This window comes from Luteibacter aegosomatissinici, assembly GCF_023078495.1.
Taxonomy (GTDB): Bacteria; Pseudomonadota; Gammaproteobacteria; order Xanthomonadales; family Rhodanobacteraceae; genus Luteibacter; species Luteibacter aegosomatissinici.
On the sequence record NZ_CP095742.1, the window covers coordinates 1442956 to 1463025 of the forward strand.

At 65.3% G+C, this 20070-nt stretch carries 13 protein-coding genes and 1 tRNA gene; all 14 read left to right on the forward strand.

The features are described from left to right. The first annotated feature begins 48 nt into the window (after positions 1-48). The 14 genes from uvrB (at position 49) to pheT (ending at position 20069) form a co-directional block, all read left to right on the forward strand. Positions 49-2070, forward strand: coding sequence for an excinuclease ABC subunit UvrB (gene uvrB / locus L2Y97_RS06375; protein WP_247434453.1), 2022 nt, complete (start codon positions 49-51; stop codon positions 2068-2070). Between the two features lie 78 nt (positions 2071-2148). Beyond that, positions 2149-2223: transfer RNA gene (locus tag L2Y97_RS06380), tRNA-Val, on the forward strand. A gap of 100 nt (positions 2224-2323) precedes the next feature. Then, entirely contained in the window at positions 2324-3034 is a 711-nt protein-coding gene (locus L2Y97_RS06385; RefSeq protein WP_247434456.1) for an rRNA pseudouridine synthase, read from the forward strand. Between the two features lie 101 nt (positions 3035-3135). Beyond that, positions 3136-3510 (forward strand): hypothetical protein, encoded by a 375-nt coding sequence (locus L2Y97_RS06390; RefSeq protein WP_247434458.1) that lies wholly within the window; start codon positions 3136-3138, stop codon positions 3508-3510. Positions 3511-3579: 69 nt separating this feature from the next. Beyond that, positions 3580-4002 carry a CopD family protein gene (locus L2Y97_RS06395; RefSeq protein ID WP_247434461.1) on the forward strand — a complete coding sequence of 141 codons (423 nt, stop codon included), beginning with the start codon at positions 3580-3582 and terminating at the stop codon, positions 4000-4002. Between the two features lie 70 nt (positions 4003-4072). Further along, a complete protein-coding gene (gene recC / locus L2Y97_RS06400; protein ID WP_247434464.1) occupies positions 4073-7495 on the forward strand; it encodes an exodeoxyribonuclease V subunit gamma in 3423 nt (1140 codons plus the stop codon). Beyond that, positions 7492-11157, forward strand: a complete 3666-nt coding sequence (recB, locus tag L2Y97_RS06405) for an exodeoxyribonuclease V subunit beta (protein WP_247434467.1) — start codon at positions 7492-7494, stop codon at positions 11155-11157. The genes recC and recB overlap by 4 nt, the downstream gene beginning before the upstream one ends. Beyond that, positions 11154-13034: an exodeoxyribonuclease V subunit alpha gene (recD, locus tag L2Y97_RS06410; protein ID WP_247434470.1), complete on the forward strand. Its 1881-nt coding sequence runs from the start codon at positions 11154-11156 to the stop codon at positions 13032-13034. The genes recB and recD overlap by 4 nt, the downstream gene beginning before the upstream one ends. Before the next feature lie 220 nt (positions 13035-13254). Beyond that, positions 13255-15156: a threonine--tRNA ligase gene (gene thrS, locus L2Y97_RS06415; RefSeq protein WP_247434473.1), complete on the forward strand. Its 1902-nt coding sequence runs from the start codon at positions 13255-13257 to the stop codon at positions 15154-15156. A gap of 29 nt (positions 15157-15185) precedes the next feature. Further along, positions 15186-15728 carry a translation initiation factor IF-3 gene (gene infC, locus L2Y97_RS06420; protein WP_247436726.1) on the forward strand — a complete coding sequence of 181 codons (543 nt, stop codon included), beginning with the start codon at positions 15186-15188 and terminating at the stop codon, positions 15726-15728. A 260-nt stretch (positions 15729-15988) separates the two neighbouring features. Continuing rightward, positions 15989-16186: a 50S ribosomal protein L35 gene (gene rpmI, locus L2Y97_RS06425; protein ID WP_045831437.1), complete on the forward strand. Its 198-nt coding sequence runs from the start codon at positions 15989-15991 to the stop codon at positions 16184-16186. 13 nt (positions 16187-16199) lie between these two features. After that, positions 16200-16559, forward strand: a complete 360-nt coding sequence (gene rplT, locus L2Y97_RS06430; protein WP_072322974.1) for a 50S ribosomal protein L20 — start codon at positions 16200-16202, stop codon at positions 16557-16559. 100 nt (positions 16560-16659) lie between these two features. Next, positions 16660-17652 (forward strand): phenylalanine--tRNA ligase subunit alpha, encoded by a 993-nt coding sequence (gene pheS, locus L2Y97_RS06435; RefSeq protein ID WP_247434476.1) that lies wholly within the window; start codon positions 16660-16662, stop codon positions 17650-17652. Positions 17653-17687: 35 nt separating this feature from the next. Continuing rightward, complete coding sequence (gene pheT / locus L2Y97_RS06440; protein WP_247434478.1) at positions 17688-20069, forward strand: phenylalanine--tRNA ligase subunit beta; 2382 nt, start codon at positions 17688-17690, stop codon at positions 20067-20069. Position 20070: the final 1 nt, after the last annotated feature.

Sequence of the window (20070 nt, forward strand, 5' to 3'; positions counted from 1 at the left end):
AGGCGCAGTGCCTTTAAACTCAACGCTTTCGCCAGCATATTGTCGGCCATGACTGACCGTTTCCAGCTCGTCTCACCGTACCAGCCCTCCGGTGACCAGCCCGAGGCCATTCGCCGCCTGACCGATGGCTTCGAAGCCGGCCTGGCCTCCCAGACACTCCTCGGCGTGACCGGCTCGGGAAAGACGTTCACGATCGCCAACGTGATCGAGAAAATCCAGAAGCCGACGATCGTCCTTGCGCCGAACAAGACCCTGGCCGCGCAGCTTTATGGCGAGTTCAAGGAATTCTTCCCGAACAACGCGGTGGAGTATTTCGTCAGCTACTACGATTACTACCAGCCCGAGGCGTATGTGGTGGCGTCGGATACCTTCATCGAGAAGGATTCGAGCATTAATGATCACATCGAACAGATGCGCCTGGCAGCGACCAAGGCCTTGCTGTCGCGCAAGGATGCATTGATCGTTGCCACGGTATCGGCGATTTATGGCCTGGGCGACCCGGAAGATTACATGAGCCTCCGGCTCATCCTGTCGCGCGGTGATCATGTGGACCAGCGCGCGCTGATTCGCCAGCTCACCGAGCTTCAGTACGTCCGCAACGAGATGGAGCTGCGACGCGGTACCTACCGTGTGCGCGGCGAAGTCATCGATGTTTTTCCGGCGGAGTCGGAAGCGGAAGCGCTGCGTATCGAGCTCTTCGACGGCGATGTGGAAAACCTGTCGCTGTTCGATCCGCTGACCGGCGAAGTGCTGCGCAAGGTGCCTCGCTGGACGGTGTATCCGAAAACGCATTACGCGACGACGCGGCAAAGCGTGCTCAACGCGATGGAAACCATCAAGGTCGAGCTCTCCGAGCGGCTGGAGCAGCTTTATCGGGATAACAAACTGGTCGAGGCCCAGCGCCTGGAACAGCGTACTCGCTTCGATCTGGAGATGATGGCCGAGGTGGGGTTCTGCCAGGGCATCGAGAACTACTCCCGGCACATGACCCGGCGCGGGCCAGGCGAACCGCCGCCCACGTTATTCGATTACCTGCCGCCGGATGCCCTGATGGTGGTCGATGAATCGCACGTCACCGTGCCGCAGCTTGGTGCCATGTACAAGGGCGACCGTTCCCGCAAGGAGACCCTGGTCGAGTTCGGCTTCCGCCTGCCATCGGCCATGGATAACCGCCCGCTCAAGTTCGATGAGTGGGAGCGCCGGGCGCCGCGTGCCATTTATGTCTCGGCGACCCCCGCGAAGTACGAACTGGAGCATTCGGACGACAACATCGTTGAACTCGTGGTGCGCCCGACGGGCCTGATTGATCCGGAAGTGGAAGTGCGGCCCGTCCGCACCCAGGTGGACGACCTCCTTGGCGAGATCCGCAAGCGCATCGCCATGGGCGATCGCGTACTGGTCACGACGCTCACCAAGCGCATGTCCGAGAACCTAACGGATTACCTCGCCGAACACGACGTGAAAGTGCGCTACCTGCACTCGGATATCGAGACCGTGGAGCGTACGGAAATTATCCGTGACCTGCGCCTGGGCGAATTCGACGTACTGGTCGGCATTAACCTGCTGCGCGAAGGCCTGGATATGCCCGAGGTGTCGCTCGTCGCGGTGTTGGATGCGGACAAGGAAGGCTTCCTGCGTTCTACCCGATCGCTCATCCAGACCATTGGCCGCGCGGCGCGAAATGTGCGTGGCAAGGCCATTCTGTATGCCGATGAGATCACTGGGTCGATGAAGGAGGCGATGGACGAGACGGCACGCCGCCGTGAGCGCCAGATCGCCTACAACGAGGCCAACGGCATTACGCCAAAGACGGTCGTGCGGCGTATCGCCGACATCATGGAGGGGGCGCGATCGGACCTGGGCTCGCGCGGCAAGGGCAAGAAGGGCAAGGAAGCGAAGAAGGTGGCCGAAGCCGCGGCGGACTACAGTGCCCTCAACCCGGAGCAGGTGGGTTCGATGATCAAGAAGCTGGAGGCGCGCATGTACAAGCACGCCCAGAACCTCGAATTCGAGGAGGCCGGCAAGGTCCGCGACGAGATCCACCGCCTGCGCGAACGGGCGCTCCGGTGAGCCGGGGAGGGGCGGGATGCGATTTATCCGGCCCCTCTTGCGCCAGCCCCCGGTCATCGGTAAACTGCGCAGCTCTTCGGGCGGTTAGCTCAGCGGTAGAGCACTACCTTGACATGGTAGGGGTCACAAGTTCGATCCTTGTACCGCCCACCACTTCCTTCAATAGGGCAGTGGCATTGAAGAAAACGACTAAGGAGCCCGCAGGCTCCTTTTTTCTTGCCTTTCGGCACGGTTCAACCCTCAGGCCACGCTGATGACCGAACCCGAGCGCCTCGCCAAACGTATTGCCGCCATCGTGCCGTGCTCGCGTCGTGAGGCGGAGATGTATATCGAAGGCGGCTGGGTACGCGTTGATGGCGTGGTCGTCGAGCAGCCGCAGTTCAAGGTGCAGGATCAGCGCATCGAGATCGACCCGGCTGCCAGGCTGACGCCCCCCGAGCCGGCCTCGATGGTCCTGCACAAGCCGGCAGGGCTTTCGGTCGAGGCGGCCCGAGCTTTGATCCGGGTCGAAAACCACGTGGATGACGACCCCTCGGGAATTCGCCTGCTGCATCGGCACTTTGCAAAGCTGGAGCCCGCGCTCGGCCTGCCCGAGTCGGCGAGCGGCATGCTGGTTTTCAGCCAGGACTGGCGGGTAAAGCGTCGCCTGCAAGAGGATATCGACCGCATCGAGCAGGAGCTGGTCGTCGAGGTATCGGGTGAACTGAAACCCTACGGCCTGGCTTTGCTCAACCACGGGCTCGTTCTCGATAACTACGCGCTGCCGCCGATCAAGGTGAGCTGGCAGAACGAGAAGCACCTCCGTTTCGCGATGAAGCGAGTCTCGCCCGAGACGGTGGTGCGCATGTGCGCCGAGGTGGGGTTGACCGTGCTGGGCATGAAGCGGCTTCGTGTCGGGCGCATTCCCATGGGGCGGCTCGAGCCGGGCCAGTGGCGTTATCTCGCGACGTCCGACCGCTTTTGATCCTGTAGGCCTTTCCTTACGCCATCTGTTGAGCGGCGCAGACTGTATGCGGTTGGGTGCTTAGCGGATGCTGGGTACTCCTTCCTTTGAGTGCCCTGACCATGACTGATTGGACCCTGTCTGCCGCCGACTGGACGTCCCTGCAGGAGCGCATGGCACGCTCCGATGCCCGCTTCGATGCCTTCGTATCCCGCTTCGATGAACACGCTTCCCGCACCAGCGAGAGCTTTCAGCGCATCGATTGCCGCCTGGAGCGGCTCGAAAAGCGCGTCGGTGATGTCGAACAATCCGTGAGCATCGTGCACCGTGATGTTGAAACGATCGACAAGCGGCTGCGGGTTGTCGAGGGCGATGTCCAGGATCTTATCCGTTACCGCCACCGCCTGTGGGGCATGATCACCGCTATTGCTGCCTTGGGCGGCACCGTGGGGTTTGCCGGCGCACAGGCCTTCTACCGGATCTCGCACGTCTTGTGAGGCTCCCTGCCGCATCTCGGCGGGCGGCCACTCCAGCTACACTCAGGCCTTTCCAAGGATGTGGTGCCCATGGCTTACCTGCTGACCAAGTCCCTGCACATCGTGTTTGTCATCGCCTGGATGGCCACGGTGTTCTACCTGCCGCGTATCCTCGTCAACATCAAGGAAGCCGAGGGTGAGCCCGCCGCCGTCAAGGCGCGCCTGGAGCTTATGGGTCGCCGCCTCTACAAGTTCGGCCACACCATGTTCGGCCTGGCATTCCTGTTCGGCCTTGCACTTTGGCTGTACTTCGGGATCACCGGCGGCTGGTTGCATGCCAAGTTGACGCTGGTGGCGTTCATGCTGGCTTATTACATCTGGGCGGGCAGGGCGTTGAAGCGCAGCATGGCTGGCGGCGCGTTGCCATCGTCGAAGGCCTTGCGTATCGGCAACGAGCTACCGGTGCTGGTTCTGCTGGCCATCGTCTACCTCGTGGTCGCGAAGCCTTTCTGAGGTCTCTCCGCGTGAGACCACGACCCGCCATGATTCGCCGTGTCATCCACCTCACCGACGGAGCTGGCGCTTGAGCGATACGCACCCCATCGAGCCGGGCCTCATGGTCCTGCACGGCAACCGCCTGGAAGATCTGCGCGACATCCTGGTGGGGTGGCTGAGCCAGGCACCGCTGCGCCCGCTCGAAGACGAGCGCATCCTCGTCCAATCCAATGGCATTGCGCAGTGGTTCCGGCTGGCGCTGGCGCGTGCCGAATCGGAAGGCGGCCTGGGCATCGCCGCATCGGTAAACGTCGAGCTGCCCGGGCGTTTCCTATGGGACGCCTATCGCGCCGTACTGGGGCGCGACGCCGTGCCGCCCGAATCGCCGTTCGATAAATCACGGCTCATCTGGCGCCTGATGCGCCTGCTGCCAGCGCTCGCGCGGGAACCCGTGTTTGAACCGCTGGCTGCCTTCCTCGGCGATGGCAGCGATGCACGCAAATGCCACCAGCTGGCCGAGCGGCTGGCTGACCTTTATGACGGCTACCAGGTGTATCGCGCCGACTGGCTTGATGACTGGGCGGCCGGTCGCGACGTGATGCGCGATGCGCGTGGTGGCGAATCCGCGATGGCTGAAAACGATCGCTGGCAGGCGGCCCTGTGGCGCCGCCTTCTCGGCGACGTTGGCCCGGCCGAAGCCCATGGGCACCGCGCCGCCGTGCATGCCCGTTTCCTGGAAGCCGCCGCCGCTGCGCCCGAGCGGCCGCGCGCGCTGGCGCGACGCATCGTCGTCTTCGGTATGTCGTCGCTGCCGCGGCAAACGCTTGAGGCTCTTTCCGCGCTATCGCGCTGGTCGCAAGTCGTACTCGTGGTGCTGAACCCGTGCCGCCACTACTGGGCCGATATTGTCGACGACCGCGAGCTATTGCGCGCGGAGCGCCGCCGCCAGGCGGCCAAGCCCGGCATGCCGCCGTTGCCGGCCGAGGCCGATCTGCACCTCTACGCCAACCCATTGCTCGCTGCCTGGGGCAAGCAGGGCCGCGACTACATCCGCATGCTCGATGAGTTCGATCACCCGGATTCGTACCGCAAGCGCTTCACCGCGTGGGATGAGCGCATCGATTTCTTCGAAGAGCCCGACACAACGTCGCTGCTGGGCCAGGTCCAGGCCGCCATCCTTGATCTCGATCCGTTGCCCGCGCAGGGCGCGCCGGTGGCTGCCGACGATGATTCCATCGCGTTCCATGTTGCCCATGGGCCCCAGCGGGAGGTCGAGATACTCCACGACCAGTTACTGGCGCGCTTTGAGGCCTCCGGGCGCACGGGCCAACCTATCCTGCCCCGCGACGTCATCGTGATGGTGCCGGATATCGATACCTATGCGCCGCACATCGATGCCGTGTTTGGCCGGGTGCCGCGCGACGATCCGCGTTACATCCCCTATAGCATCGCTGACCGCGCGTCGCGTGGCACGGTACCGCTGGTCATGGCGCTCGACATGCTGCTGGGCATGACGGAATCCCGCTTCGGTGCGGGCGACCTCGCTGATCTGCTCGATGTACCTGCGTTACGCCAGCGCTTCGGTTTGGCTGAGGACGACCTACCGTTGCTCCACCGTTGGGTCGAGGGGGCAGGTATCCGTTGGGGGCTCGATGCTGAGCAACGCGCATCGTTGGGGCTGCCCGCACTGGAACAGAACACGTGGCTCTTTGGCCTCCGCCGCATGCTGCTCGGCTACGCCGTGGGGCAGGGTGAGGCGTGGGGCGATATCGAGCCCTACGGCGAGGTGGGTGGCCTCGATGCCGCGCTGATCGGGCCCCTGGCCGATCTTCTCGAGCGGTTGGGGGCGCATTGGCGCGCGATGGCCGTGCCGGTACCGGCCGCTGCGTGGGGTGAGCGCCTCCGTGCGCTTATGCGCGATTTTTTCGACGCCACCGATCCCGACGACCGCATGCGCGAACAGCGGCTGCTCGATGCGCTCGATGCATGGGAGCGCGCCTGCTTCGAAGCGGGATTCGATGAACCGGTGCCGGTCGATGTCGTGCGTGAAGCATGGCTGGGCCAGATCGACGATGGTGGCCTGTCGAAGCGCTTTCTTGCGGGGGCCGTCAGCTTCGGCACACTGATGCCCATGCGCGCCATTCCGTTTCGCCTCGTGTGCCTGCTGGGCATGAACGATGGCGCGTACCCGCGCGCGCGGCCGCCGATGGATTTTGACCTGATGGCGCGTGCTGGCGCGTGGCGCCCAGGCGACCGTTCGCGCCGGGAAGATGACCGCTACCTGTTCCTCGAGGCCCTGCTGTCGGCGCGGGATGCGCTACACATCGGCTGGGTAGGCCGAAGCGCACGCGATAACGCCGAACGCGCGCCGTCCGTGCTGGTTGGCCAGTTGCGCGATTACCTGCACGCGGCGTGGGCTGATGCGGATGGCGGGGCATTGCTTGAACGGCTCACGGTTGAACATCCGCTGCAACCGTTCAGTCCGGTGTATTTCCGTGCGGGCGATGCACGCTTGTTCACGTACGCAAATGAGTGGCGGCATATCCACGGCAGGGAAGGGTTGGCCGTGGACGATGCGTTGCCGCCCTGGCCCGTCGATCGTCCAATCGGTCTTGCGACGTTGCGCCGCTTTCTTCGCCATCCCGTGCGCGAATTCTTCCAGGCCCGGCTGGGTGTCCGTTTCGATATGCCCGATGTCGCCAGCGAGGCGCTCGAGCCGTTCGCCATCGGCGGCCTCGATCGTTTCGCGATGACCGATGCGCTGATCAGGGCTGCTCTTCGTGATGAGCCATCCGCTGAGGCCGCCATGGGCGCCGCCACCGCGCGTCTGCAACGCAGCGGCGTGCTGCCCATGGGCGGCTTCGCGGCGCCGGTGAAGCGCGACCTCCAGAAATCCGCCTCCGCCGTGTACGAGCGCGTCGTGGTCGAGCGCGGGCGCTGGCCGGTAGAAGCCGGCAAGTACGAAGTGCGGGTCGAATGCGAAGGCATCGTCATCGAGGATTGGCTCGCGGGTCTCCGCGCGAACGGGCAGGGCCAACTCGCGGCCTTGCTGGTATCGCCGACCGCGGTGCTCGATGACAAGGAGCGCCCGTTGGCCCACCGCGTCGTCATGCCTTGGGTGGACCACCTCGTGGCCCAGGCGGCAGGCCACGCGATTGAAACCCGCTATATCGGCCCCGATGCCACCATTGTCATCCGGCCCATGGCCCAGTCGGATGCGCGCGCTGCGCTGGGCACGCTGGTGCGCGCATGGCGCACGGGTATGCAGCAGCCCTTGCCCGTGGCGATGAAGGCCGCGTTTGGATGGATGGGCGAATGGTTCGGCGATGCGGAGACCAGCGCCCGTCGGGTGTACGGGCCGGGTGACGATTTCAGCCGCGGGGAGATCGATGGCGATCCCTACCTCGCCCGTGCGTGGCCCGATTTCGACGCCATGCTGGCGGCGGGCTTCGCCCGGCACCTGGCGCCGTACGAGGATCTCGCGCGCGCGCTCGAGGTGGAGAAGGCATGAGCCACGCCATCGAACCCCTGCGCCCGCTGGCTCTTCCGCTTGAGGGTGTTCGCCTTATCGAGGCGAGCGCCGGCACGGGCAAGACATGGACCATCGCTGCGCTTTACGTGCGCGCCGTGCTCGGGCACGGCCTGCCGCAGCCCCTCTTACCGCCGCAGATCCTCGTCGTGACGTTCACCGAGGCCGCCACGCAGGAGCTGCGTGAGCGTATCCGGTCACGCCTCGTCGAAGCTGCGGTGGCGTTCCGGGCCGGCAGTTCGAGTGAACCGCTGCTCGGTGAACTCATCGCGACGTACCCGGCCGACCAACAGCCGGCTTGCGCCCGGCGCCTTGAACTGGCGGCCCAGTGGATGGACGAGGCCGCTATCTTCACCATCCATGGCTGGAGCCAGCGCATGCTCACGCAGCATGCGTTCGGAAGTGGCCACGCGTTTGCGCAAACCCTGGAGCCGGACGAAAGTGAGCTCCTTGCCGAGTGCGTGCGCGACTACTGGCGCCAGGCGTTCTATCCGCTCGACGAAGCCATGCTCGCCGCCGTGCAGGCGGAGTGGCGCACGCCCGATGCGTTGCTTCGCTCACTCATGCCCTTGCTCTCCGGTGGCGAAGCGACGCTGCGCGTAGATGGCGAGCCGCTTGTAGCTGGCGACGGCATCGGCGCGATCCTGGCTGCCCGCCGTGCCTGGTACGAAGAAGACGCGCGGCGCCTCACCGACGCCGCGGGTGCGTGGCGCGACGATGCGGATGCCATCAGTGCCATGCTGGTCGAGGCGTCGGTATCGAAGGCGCTGAACAACAATTCGTACAAGCCCGACCGCATGCCTGCCGATATGGCGGCGATGCGGCGTTGGGCATGGTCGGGCGACGTGGCGGGTTTCGACATCGCCCGCTATTCGACAAGCCGGCTTACCAAGGGCACCAGCAAGAACAAAGTGCGCCCCGAGCACCCGGCTTTTGGGGCCCTGGAGCACTGGAGCGAATGGCAGGCGACCGCGGTGCCGGTGCGCCATGCCATCCTGGCGGATGCCGTGGCATGGGTAAGGGATCGCTTCGCGACGCAGAAGCGCCGCCGCGCCCAGATCGGCTTTGACGACCTGCTGCTGCGGCTCGATCGCGCGCTGGCCAGCCCCTCCGGCGGTGAGCTGGCCGCGACCATCCGGCGCCAGTATCCGCTGGCGCTCATCGATGAGTTCCAGGACACCGATCCCCTGCAGTACCGTATCTTTCGCGCGGTTTACCTTGCGGCGCCGGAAACCGCGCTCCTGCTAATCGGTGATCCGAAGCAGGCCATCTACGCGTTTCGCGGCGCAGATATCCACACTTACCTCGCGGCGCGCGCCGAGGCCGTGGCACCGCATTACAGCCTCGATACGAACTTCCGCTCCACGCAGGGCATGGTCGATGCCGTGAACGCGCTATTCGTGCATGGCGAAGGCCACCCCGAAGGCGCCTTCCATTTTGCCGATGGCGGGTTGCCATTCTCCCCTGTGCTTGCGCGAGGGCGCGCCGAGCACTTCGTTCGCGCTGGCGTGGCCCAGCCCGCCATGCACCTATGGCTCCTCGATAACGATACGCCCGTGGGCGTGCGCATGTACCGCACCGAGATGGCCGCCGCCTGCGCCAGCGAAATCGTGCGCCTGCTGGACGAAGCGTCTCGGGGCGATGCCGGGTTCACTGACGCCGGTGGTGCCATGCGCACCCTGAGGCCTGCCGATATCGCGGTGCTCGTGCGCAGCCACGCGGAGGCGGCGGCGTTTCGCGCCGCGCTATCGGAGCGTCGCGTCCGCAGCGTGTTCCTGTCCGACCGTGATTCGGTTTGGGAGAGCGCGGAGGCCAGTGATTTGCTGTTCTGGTTGCGTGCCGTGGCGGAACCCTCGTCGGATACCGCCATGCGTGCGGCGCTTGCCACGCGCACGCTCCACCTGGGGTTCGGCGAACTCGAGCGGCTTAACGCCGATGAGCGCCACTGGGAAACGCGTGGACAGCAGTTCTTCGCACTGCGCGAGGCATGGCGCCACGCGGGCGTGCTCGCGATGTTGCACCGCTTGTTGCACGTATTCGACCTGCCGGCGCGGTTGCTTGCATCCGCTTCGCACGGTGAGCGCGCACTCACCAACGTGCTGCACCTTGCCGAGCTGCTCCAGCAGGCGGCGGCCACGCTCGATGGCGAGCAGGCGCTTATCCGCTACCTGGCCGAGCGCATCGCCGACACCGCCACGCACCATGGTGATGATCAGGTGGTGCGGCTGGAGAGCGATGACGACCTGGTGAAGGTCATCACCATCCATAAGTCGAAAGGCCTGGAATACCCGCTGGTCTTCCTGCCGTTCATCGCCGCGGTCGGCAAGGCCCGGCCCGGGCAGGGCTACCGCTACCACGATGGCGAAGGCATGGCGCTTGAACTCGTGAGCGCCTCAGCCGGTGGCGATGCGGCGGCAAAGGCCAAGGAATCCGCGGAGCGCGCCGCCCTGCAGGAGGACCTGCGCCTGCTCTACGTGGCATTGACCCGTGCGCGGCATGCGTGCTGGCTCGGTATCGCGCCCGTCGCGGATACGGGGCGAGTGAAAGAACCGCAGGTGCATCGCAGCGCGTTCGGCCATCTGCTGAAGGGCGGCAAAGCCATCACCAACGGCGAGCTGGCCGGCCTGCTCTCGGCACTCGCGCGCGGCAACGCATCGATTGACGTGGCCTACATGCCGGCGCCGGACGATGCGCATTACACGCCGCCGGCGCGACACGACGCATTGTTGCCGCCGCGCGAGCCCCACCTGCCGCGGGCCGAGCCATGGCGTATCGCCAGCTATAGCGGCCTGCGCTATGAGGAGAGCGAGCCGGAAGCGGAAGCACCTGCGCCGGAAACCGCCACGGATGATGTCATCGTCGAGTATGTGGCCGAGCCGGTGGCGCTCATCGCCGATCCGTCCAGCATCCACGCCTTCCATCGTGGCGCCGATGCGGGCACCTTCCTGCACGACTTGCTCGAGTGGATCGCCGAGGAAGGCTTCGCCGCCATCGCGTACGATCCCGCGCGCTTGCGCGATACCGTCGCGCGCCGCTGCGAGCGACGCGGCTGGGAGGGATCGATCGATCTGCTCACCGACTGGCTGCTCGTGTTGCTCCGCACGCCCATGGCGCTGCCCGATGGCAAGGCGGTCGCGCTCAGTGAGCTCGCTGATCCGGCGCGCTATCGCGCGGAGCTCGAGTTCCTGTTCGAAGCCCGTCGCGTCGATGCCCTGGCGCTCGATCGCATCGTGCGTGAGTACACGCTTGATGGCGCCCCGCGCCCCGCACTCGCCAGCGACACACTCAACGGCATGCTCAAGGGCTTCATCGATCTCATCATCGAGCATGACGGTCGCTGGTATGTCGCCGACTACAAATCAAACTGGCTGGGGCCGGACGAGCACGCCTATACGCCGGAGGCGATGCGCGCCTCGATTCTCGATGCGCGCTACGAGCTGCAATACGCGCTTTACCTGCTCGCGTTGCATCGTTTGCTGCGCACGCGTCTAGGTCCGGTTTACGACTACGACATTCATATCGGCGGTGCCGTGTACCTTTATCTTCGCGGCGTCGATGGCCACGGCCATGGCGTGCACGTGGAGCGTCCGCCAAAGGTGATGATCGAGGCCATGGATCGCCTGTTCCAGGGAGGTGGCGCATGATCGCCGACATCCATGCCTGGCTCGACGAAGCCACCGGCAACGGCGTGTTGCGGCCGATGGACCGTGCTTTCGCGCGTTTTCTTGGCACGCTTGACCCGAACGTCGATGCGCGCGTCCTCGCTGCGGCGGCGCTGCTCAGCCGCGAACTTGCCGACGGGCATATCTGCGTCGATATCGCGACCCTGGGAGAACGTGAGCCAGGCCTCGCCGACGCCGAAGCGTGGCTCGCGGGTACGCCCCTGGTCGCCTCGCCCGCCGGCGACACCGCGGCGCCCCTCGTGCTTGATGGCACGTTGCTCTACCTGCGCCGCTTCTGGCGTGATGAAGCACGCGTGGCGGAGGCCATTCTTGATCGCCTCACGCCGCTACCGGACCTGCCCGGCCTGCGCGGCGAACTGGATCGCCTGTTCGCTAGCGGCGAGAAGAGCATCGACTGGCAGAAGGTGGCCTGCGCCATCGCCGTGCGCAGTGCCTTTGCCGTGATCACGGGCGGCCCGGGCACGGGTAAGACGACCACCGTCGTGCGCTTGCTCGGTTTGTTGCAGACCTTGGCGGCGAAGGGTGGTGAACCACGCCTGCGTATCCGCCTGGCCGCCCCCACGGGCAAGGCGGCAGCTCGCCTCAACGCATCCATTGCCGCGCAGGTGGCTGAGCTGGATGTCGACGCGACGGTGCGCGAAGGCATCCCGGCAGAGGTCACGACGCTGCATCGCCTGCTTGGCAGCCGGCCCGACACACGTACCTTCCATTACAACGCCGACAACCCGTTGCATCTGGATGTGCTCGTCATCGATGAGGCCTCGATGATCGATCTCGAGATGATGGCCGCGACATTCGAGGCGCTGCCGCGGGGCGCCCGGCTTATCCTGCTGGGCGACAAGGACCAGCTCTCGTCGGTGGAGGCGGGTGCGGTGCTCGGCGATCTCTGTGCCCGCGCCGAAGCAGGCCATTACGACGCTGGGACGCGTGCGTGGCTTCGCGAGGTGGCGGGTGCCGATGTCGAGGCATGGACGGACGACGCCTCGGCGTGGCGCCTCGACCAGCGGGTCACGATGCTTCGCCACAGCCGGCGTTTCGGTAGCGATAGTGGTATCGGCGCCTTGGCGACCGCGATCAACCAGGGCGATGCCCGGGCGGTGGCCACGGCGTTCGACGGCCGTTTCGCCGACATCGCCCGGCTTGGGGCCACGGCGGCAGGTGTAGCCGCCCTCGCCATCGATGGGCGCGGCGACGCCCCGGGGTACCGGCACTACCTGGAGTGGATCAAGGCGAACCGGCCGGCCGCCGGTGCCGGTGATGACGCCCATGCCGCGTGGGGCCGGGGCGCGCTGCAAGCCTACGGCCGGTTCCAGCTGCTTTGCGCGACGCGCCAGGGTGATCTTGGCGTAGCGGGCCAGAACGAGCGCATTGTGCAGGGATTGTTCGAGCGGCAGCTCATTCCGGCGGCCCTGGGTGGGTGGTTCGAGGGGCGGCCCGTTATCGTGGCTCGCAACGATTACGCGCTGGGCCTGATGAACGGCGATATTGGCGTCACGCTGGCGCTGCCGGACGGGCAGGGCGGCAACGTGCTGCGCGTTGCGTTCCTCGTCATGGACGACACGGGCGGTGAACGGCTCCGTTTCGTCACACCCAGCCGGCTCACGGCCATTGAAACGGTGTACGCCATGTCGGTGCACAAATCGCAGGGCTCCGAGTTCGAGCACGCGGCGCTGGCCCTGCCGCCGGAGCCCTCGCCCGTGCTTACCCGCGAACTGGTGTATACCGGCGTCACTCGCGCGCGGCGCCATTTCACGCTGCTGGCGGCGGCCGACATCCTGGCGTATGCGGTGGGGCGGAAGACGAAGCGGGCTTCGGGGTTGCTGGGCAGGCTGGGGTGAGCCTATCGCGCGCAAGCGCGCTCCTACATCTCTTATTTGACAGTTGCCCCTGCAAGACTTAGTTTTAAGGCAGTAACCCCAACGAAAAGGTGGCCCGCGGTAACGCCGGCCGAGTGTGCGACATGCGGACTACGCGCTTTCCAACCTGAGCCCCCGCCACGTCTTCGTTGATACCCGAAGGGCGCATGGCGCCCTTTTTGTTTGCCCGGAATTCGCTCCCATGATCCAGATCACGCTACCCGACGGCAGCCAGCGGCCGTTCGACCACCCCGTTTCCGTACAGGATGTCGCCGCCTCGATTGGCGCCGGCCTCGCCAAGGCCACCCTGGCCGGCAAGGTCGATGGCAAGCTCGTGGACTCCAGCTTCAGCATCGACCACGACGCGAAGCTCGAGATCATCACCGAGAAGAGCCCCGAGGCACTCGATATCCTGCGCCATTCCACGGCCCACCTGCTGGGCCAGGCCGTGCAGCGCCTGTTTCCCGGCGCGCAGGTCACGATCGGCCCGGTGATCGACAATGGCTTTTACTACGACTTCGCGTACGAGCGGCCCTTCACCCCGGATGACCTCGAGGCCATCCAGGCGGAGATGGAAAAGATCGTGAAAGAGCAGATCCCCGTCACGCGCTCGGTGAAGAGCCGCGATGAGGCGATCACGTTCTTCCGCAACATGGGCGAGGAATACAAGGCCCAGATCATTGAAAGCATCCCGGCGAACGAAGAGCTCTCGCTCTACACCCAGGGTGAGTTCACCGACCTGTGCCGCGGCCCGCATGTGGCCAACACGGGCAAGCTGCGCGCGTTCAAGCTGATGAAGGTGGCCGGCGCCTACTGGCGTGGCGATTCCAACAACGAGATGCTCACCCGCATCTACGGCACCTCGTGGCTGAACGACAAGGACCTCAAGGCCTACCTGCACCAGCTCGAAGAGGCCGAAAAGCGCGACCACCGCCGCATCGGCAAGCAGCTCGACCTGTTCCATATGCAGGAAGAAGCGCCGGGCATGATTTTCTGGCACCCCAAGGGCTGGGCCATCTGGCAGGCCGTGGAGCAGTACGTCCGCGGCGTGTACAAGAAGAGTGGCTACCAGGAAGTGCGCGGCCCCCAGATCATGGACGTGAGCCTGTGGAAGAAATCCGGCCACTGGGATAACTACCACGAGAACATGTTCTTCACCGAGTCGGAAAAGCGCACGTATGCGCTGAAGCCGATGAACTGCCCTGGCCACATCCAGATCTTCAACACCAACCTGCATAGCTACCGCGACCTGCCGATTCGTTACGGCGAGTTCGGTGGCTGCCACCGCAACGAGCCCTCGGGCGCGCTGCACGGCATCATGCGCGTGCGTGCATTCACCCAGGACGATGGCCACATCTTCTGCACCCCCGGCCAGATCGAGGGCGAAGTGGCGGCATTCCACGCCCAGGCGATGAAGGTCTATGAGGACTTCGGGTTCAACGACATCGCCATGAAGATCGCCCTGCGCCCGGAAAAGCGCATCGGCAAGGACGAGGTGTGGGACAAGGCGGAGGATGCGCTGCGCAAGGCCCTCTCCGCCGCCGGCGTGGAGTGGGAAGAGCTGCCGGGCGAGGGCGCTTTCTACGGCCCCAAGATCGAGTACCACATGAAGGACTCGATCGGCCGGGCCTGGCAGGTGGGCACCATGCAGGTGGATTTCATGATGCCCGAGCGCCTGGGCGCCGAGTATGTGGATGAAAACAGCCAGCGCCAGCACCCGGTCATGCTGCACCGGGCGATCGTGGGCTCCATGGAGCGCTTCATCGGCATCCTGATCGAGCACCACGCCGGCTTGCTTCCCACCTGGCTCGCCCCCATTCAGGCCGTGGCGTTCAGCATCACCGACGCGCAGGCCGATTACGTGCAAGACGTAGCGCAAGCCCTTGGCGGACAAGGTTTCAGGGTGAACTCTGATTTGCGCAACGAAAAGGTCGGATATAAAATCCGCGAGCACACGCTACAGAGGGTGCCGTATCTCATCGTGGTCGGCGATCGCGAGAAGGAAACGGGTACCATATCGGTACGCACCCGCGGCGGAGAGGACCTGGGCAACATGACCGTGGCCCAGTTCGCCGAACGTTTGGAAGCCGAGACCCGCCGCTAGGCCGCGGGTCCGGTATTGAGATAATTCTTCTGGAGGATAGCGGTATCGCTACGACCGATAACAAGGGCAATCGCAAGAACAATGAGATCCGCGTGCCGAAAGTGCGCGTACTGGGTCCTGAGGGCGAGCAGCTGGGCATCATGGATACCCGTGAAGCCATCCGCCGCGCCGAGGAGGACGGTCTCGATCTCGTCGAAATCCAGCCGAACGGCGATCCGCCGGTCTGCAAGATCATGGATTACGGCAAGTTCAAGTTCGAAGCCCAGAAGAAGGCCTCGGCTGCCAAGAAGAAGCAAAAGCAGGTTGAAATCAAGGAAGTGAAGTTCCGCCCGGTCACCGACGTGGGCGATTACGACATCAAGCTCCGCAAGATGCGCGAGTTCCTTGAGGAGGGCGACAAGGTCAAGGTCACGATCCGTTTCCGTGGCCGCGAAATGTCCCACCAGGACCTGGGCCAGAACCTGGCCAAGAAGATCCAGACCGATATCGGCGAAGACGGCGTGGTGGAGTCCTTCCCCCGCCTGGAAGGCCGCCAGATGGTCATGATGATCGGCCCGAAGAAAAAGGTCTGATCACGAAAAGGGCGCTCCGGCGCCCTTTTTGTTAGTCGGCCCGGCTGCGCCGGGCCTGTGAGCCGGCCGCTGCCCGGCCTGCGAATCGCCAGGACAGGGCGGTGCCCGCCGTCTGACGGTTGACGCTTCACGCTTTACGCACGTATCATCGTCGGCTCGGCCCGTATGGATGGGCCGTGAACCGTCCCCGGCAGGAAGGAAAGCGCTGGCCCCTGGGCCCGCCGCCGGATCAGTCAGAAACCTGAAAAGGGAGCATTCCGATGCCCAAGATCAAGACCAACCGGGCGGCTGCGAAGCGTTTTCGCAAGACCGCATCCGGCAAGTTCAAGGCCGGTCACGCCTTCAAGTCGCACATCCTGACCAAGAAGTCGACCAAGCGTAAGCGCGGCCTGCGCGCTCCCAACCACGTCAAGCCGTGCGACACCAAGGGTGTGGCTCGGATGCTGCCGTATCTCTAAGGGAGACTAAGTCATGGCACGTGTTAAGCGCGGCGTTACCGCCCGTCGTCGTCACAAGAAGATCATCGGCCGTGCGAAGGGCTACTACAACGCCCGCCGCAAGGTATTCCGCGTAGCTAACCAGGCCGTCATCAAGGCCGGTCAGTACGCCTACATCGGCCGCAAGCAGCGCAAGCGTCAGTTCCGCGCGCTGTGGATCGTCCGTATCAACGCAGCAGCCCGCCAGTTCGGCCTGTCGTACAGCCGCCTGATCAATGGTCTGGCCAAGGCGAACATCTCGGTCGACCGCAAGGTCCTCGCCGACCTCGCCGTGCACGATATCAAGGCGTTTGGCGCTATCGCAGAGAAGGCCAAGGCCAGTCTGGCTGCGTAATCCGCTTTACCACGCGCGGTAGCTTTATCGCGCGATGATGGATGACGTGGGGAGAAGGCCTTGCCTTCTCCCCATTTCTTTTTGCACTCCAGGAAAACCGATGGAATCGATCGAGAACGTCGACGCCTCCCTGCGCGATATCGAATCGGCAGCCTCGCTCGAGGCGCTGGATACCGTGCGTGTCGCCCTGCTGGGCAAGAACGGCGCGGTCACCGCCGCCCTCAAGGCCCTGGGCCAGCTCACCGGCGAAGAGCGCAAAACGCGCGGCGCCGAGGTGAACCGGGTCAAGGAACGCCTGATGGATGCGATCGGCGCCCGCAAGCAGGCGCTGGAACAGGCCGAGCTTGACCGCCGCCTGGCTTCCGAACGCATCGACGTGACCCTGCCGGGCCGCGATGGCGAATACGGTGGCATCCACCCCATCACCCGTGCCCTCGAGCGCATTTCCGACATCTTCGGCCGCCTGGGTTACCAGCGCGCCGATGGCCCGGAAATCGAGGACGACTGGCACAACTTCGAAGCGCTGAACTTCCCGCCGCACCACCCGGCGCGCGCCATGCACGACACCTTCTATTTCGGTGACGGCCGCCTGCTGCGCACGCATACCTCGCCGGTGCAGATCCGCTCGATGCAGGGGCGGCAGCCGCCGATCCGCATCATTGCGCCGGGCAAGGTGTACCGCAGCGATTCCGACCAGACCCACTCGCCCATGTTCCATCAGATCGAAGGCCTGCTGGTCGATGAGACCTCCAGCTTCGCCGACCTGAAGGGCACGCTGGCCGAATTCATCCGTGCCTTCTTCGAGCGCGATTTCGAGATGCGCTTCCGCCCCAGCTACTTCCCCTTCACCGAGCCCTCGGCCGAAGTGGATATCCGCTGGGATGCCGAAGACGGCAGTACCCGTTGGCTCGAGGTGTTGGGCTGCGGCATGGTGCACCCCACCGTGCTGAAGAACTGCGGCATCGATCCGGAGCGTTACAGCGGCTTCGCGTTCGGCCTGGGCGTCGAACGTTTCGCCATGCTGCGCTACGGCGTCAGCGACCTGCGTGCGTTCTTCGAGAACGACCTGCGCTTCCTGCGCCAGTTCGCCTGATCCCACGCTGCCCTTAACGCATACGAGTCGCTCCCATGAAATTCTCTGAAAACTGGCTGCGTGAACTGGTAAGCATCGACGCGGATCGCGCGGCGCTGGTGCATGCGCTGACCATGTCGGGCCTGGAAGTCGAAGAGGTCACCGCCCTGGGCGATGGCCTCGGCGGCGTGGTCGTTGCCGAGATCGTCGAAGCCACCAAGCACCCCGAAGCCGACCGCCTGCAGGTATGCAAGGTGGATGCAGGGCAGGGCGAGTTGCTGCAGATCGTCTGCGGCGCGCCGAATGCCCGCGTCGGTATCCGGGTGCCCCTGGCCACCGTCGGTGCCAGCCTGCCGGGCGGCATCGCCATCAAGGCGGCCAAGCTGCGTGGCGTGGAATCGTTCGGCATGCTCTGCTCCGCGAAGGAGCTGGGTATCGATGCCGATGCGTCGGGCCTGCTCGAGCTCCCGGCCGATGCGCCGGTGGGCAAGGCGCTTGCCGAGTACCTGGGCCTGCCCGACGCCAGCATCGAGCTGAAGATCACCCCGAACCGCCCTGACGTGCTTGGCCTCAACGGCCTGGCCCATGACGTGGCCGCGCTGTTCGGCAGCCATGTGCAGGCGACCGGTACGACCGAAGTGGCCGCAACCATCGGCAGCACGCGTGGCGTGAAGCTTGAAGCGGGTGCCGATGCCCCGCGCTACCTCGGCCGCATTATCGAAGGCGTCGACACCACCGCGGCGACGCCGCTGTGGATGGCTGAGCGCCTGCGTCGTTCGGGCCTGCGCCCGATCAGCCCGGTCGTCGATGTCACCAACTACGTGATGATGGAGCTGGGCCAGCCGCTGCACGCGTTCGACAACGACCAGCTCGCCGGCTCGGTCGTCGTGCGCCACGCAGAGCAGGGTGAAACGCTCAAGCTGCTCGATGGCAGCGAAGCGAAGCTCGATCCCTCGTTCGTCGTCATCGCCGATGAAGGCAAGGCCCTCGCCGTCGCGGGCGTCATGGGCGGCTTCGATTCGCGCGTGACCGATGCCACCCGCAACGTATTCCTGGAGGCCGCGCACTTCGCGCCGGCCGCCATCATGGGCCGTGCCCGCAAGCTCGGCATGCACACCGACGCCTCGCACCGTTTCGAGCGTGGCGTGGATCCGGCGCTGCCCAAGCGTGCGATCGAGCGCGCCACCGAGTTGCTGATCCAGATCGCCGGCGGCAACGCTGGCCCAGTGGTCGTGGCCGAGCGTGGCGAAGACCTGCGCGAACACGCACCGGTGCTGCTGCGTCATGCCCGCCTGCGTCGCGTGCTGGGTATCGACGTCGCCGCGTCCGAGGTCACTCGCATCTTCACCGCCCTCGGTATGGGCGTCGAAGAGATCGCGGATGGCTGGAAGGTCACCCCGCCGAGCAGCCGCTTCGATATCGAGATCGAAGAGGACCTGATCGAGGAAGTGGCCCGTATCCACGGCTACGAGCGCATCCCGACCACCACGCCGGCGGGCAAGATCGCGCTGGAGCCGGTGGCCGAGGCGCGCCTGCCGGAGATGGCCCTGCGCGACCAGCTCGCGGCCCGGGGCTACTTCGAGGCGGTGACGCTTTCGTTTGTCAGCGCCGACCTGCTCAAGACCTGGCACCTGGATGCCGGCTGGGTGCCGTTGGCCAACCCGCTTTCGGCGGACCTGGCCGTGATGCGCACCTCGCTGCTGCCGGGCCTGGTCGAGGCCCTGCGACATAACCGCGCGCGCCAGCAGGACCGCGTACGTCTGTTCGAAGTGGCGCGGAGCTTCCACGCTACCGGCGGTGCCCCGGACGAGATCGGCCGCGTGGCCGTCGTCGCCTCCGGCAGCGCCCGCGCGGAGCAGTGGGGCGAAGTCACGCGCCCGGTCGATTTCTTCGACCTGAAGGGTGACCTGGATGCGCTCATCGCCCACACGGGCGAGGCCCCGCTGTGGTCGGTGGATGCCGAGGGCCTGCCAGCGTGGCTGCACCCGGGCCGTAGCGCCCGCGTGCTGCGCGATGGCCAGTCCGCCGGTTTCCTGGGCGCGCTGCACCCGGCCCTGGCCAAGGCCCTGGACCTGGGTCCGGATGTGTACGTGATGGAACTGGCGCTGGCGCCGATCCTGTCGCGGCGCATGCCCAGCGCCTCCCGCGTGGCACGTTTCCCGGCGGTTCGCCGCGATATCGCCATGGACCTGCCCGAAGACGTGGCCTGGGCAAGCGTTGAGGGTGCCGTGCGCGCCGCCCTGGGCGAGGTCCTGAAGGAGGTTCGCCTGTTCGACCGCTACGTGGGCAAGGGCGTCGAGGAAGGGCGAAAGAGTCTCGCTATGGGCTTGATTTTACAGGACGCTTCACGCACCCTTACCGACGACGATGCCGACGCTTGCGTGGCAGACGCGGTGAAGGCATTGGAGCAAACATGCAAGGCGAGATTGCGAGGATAAG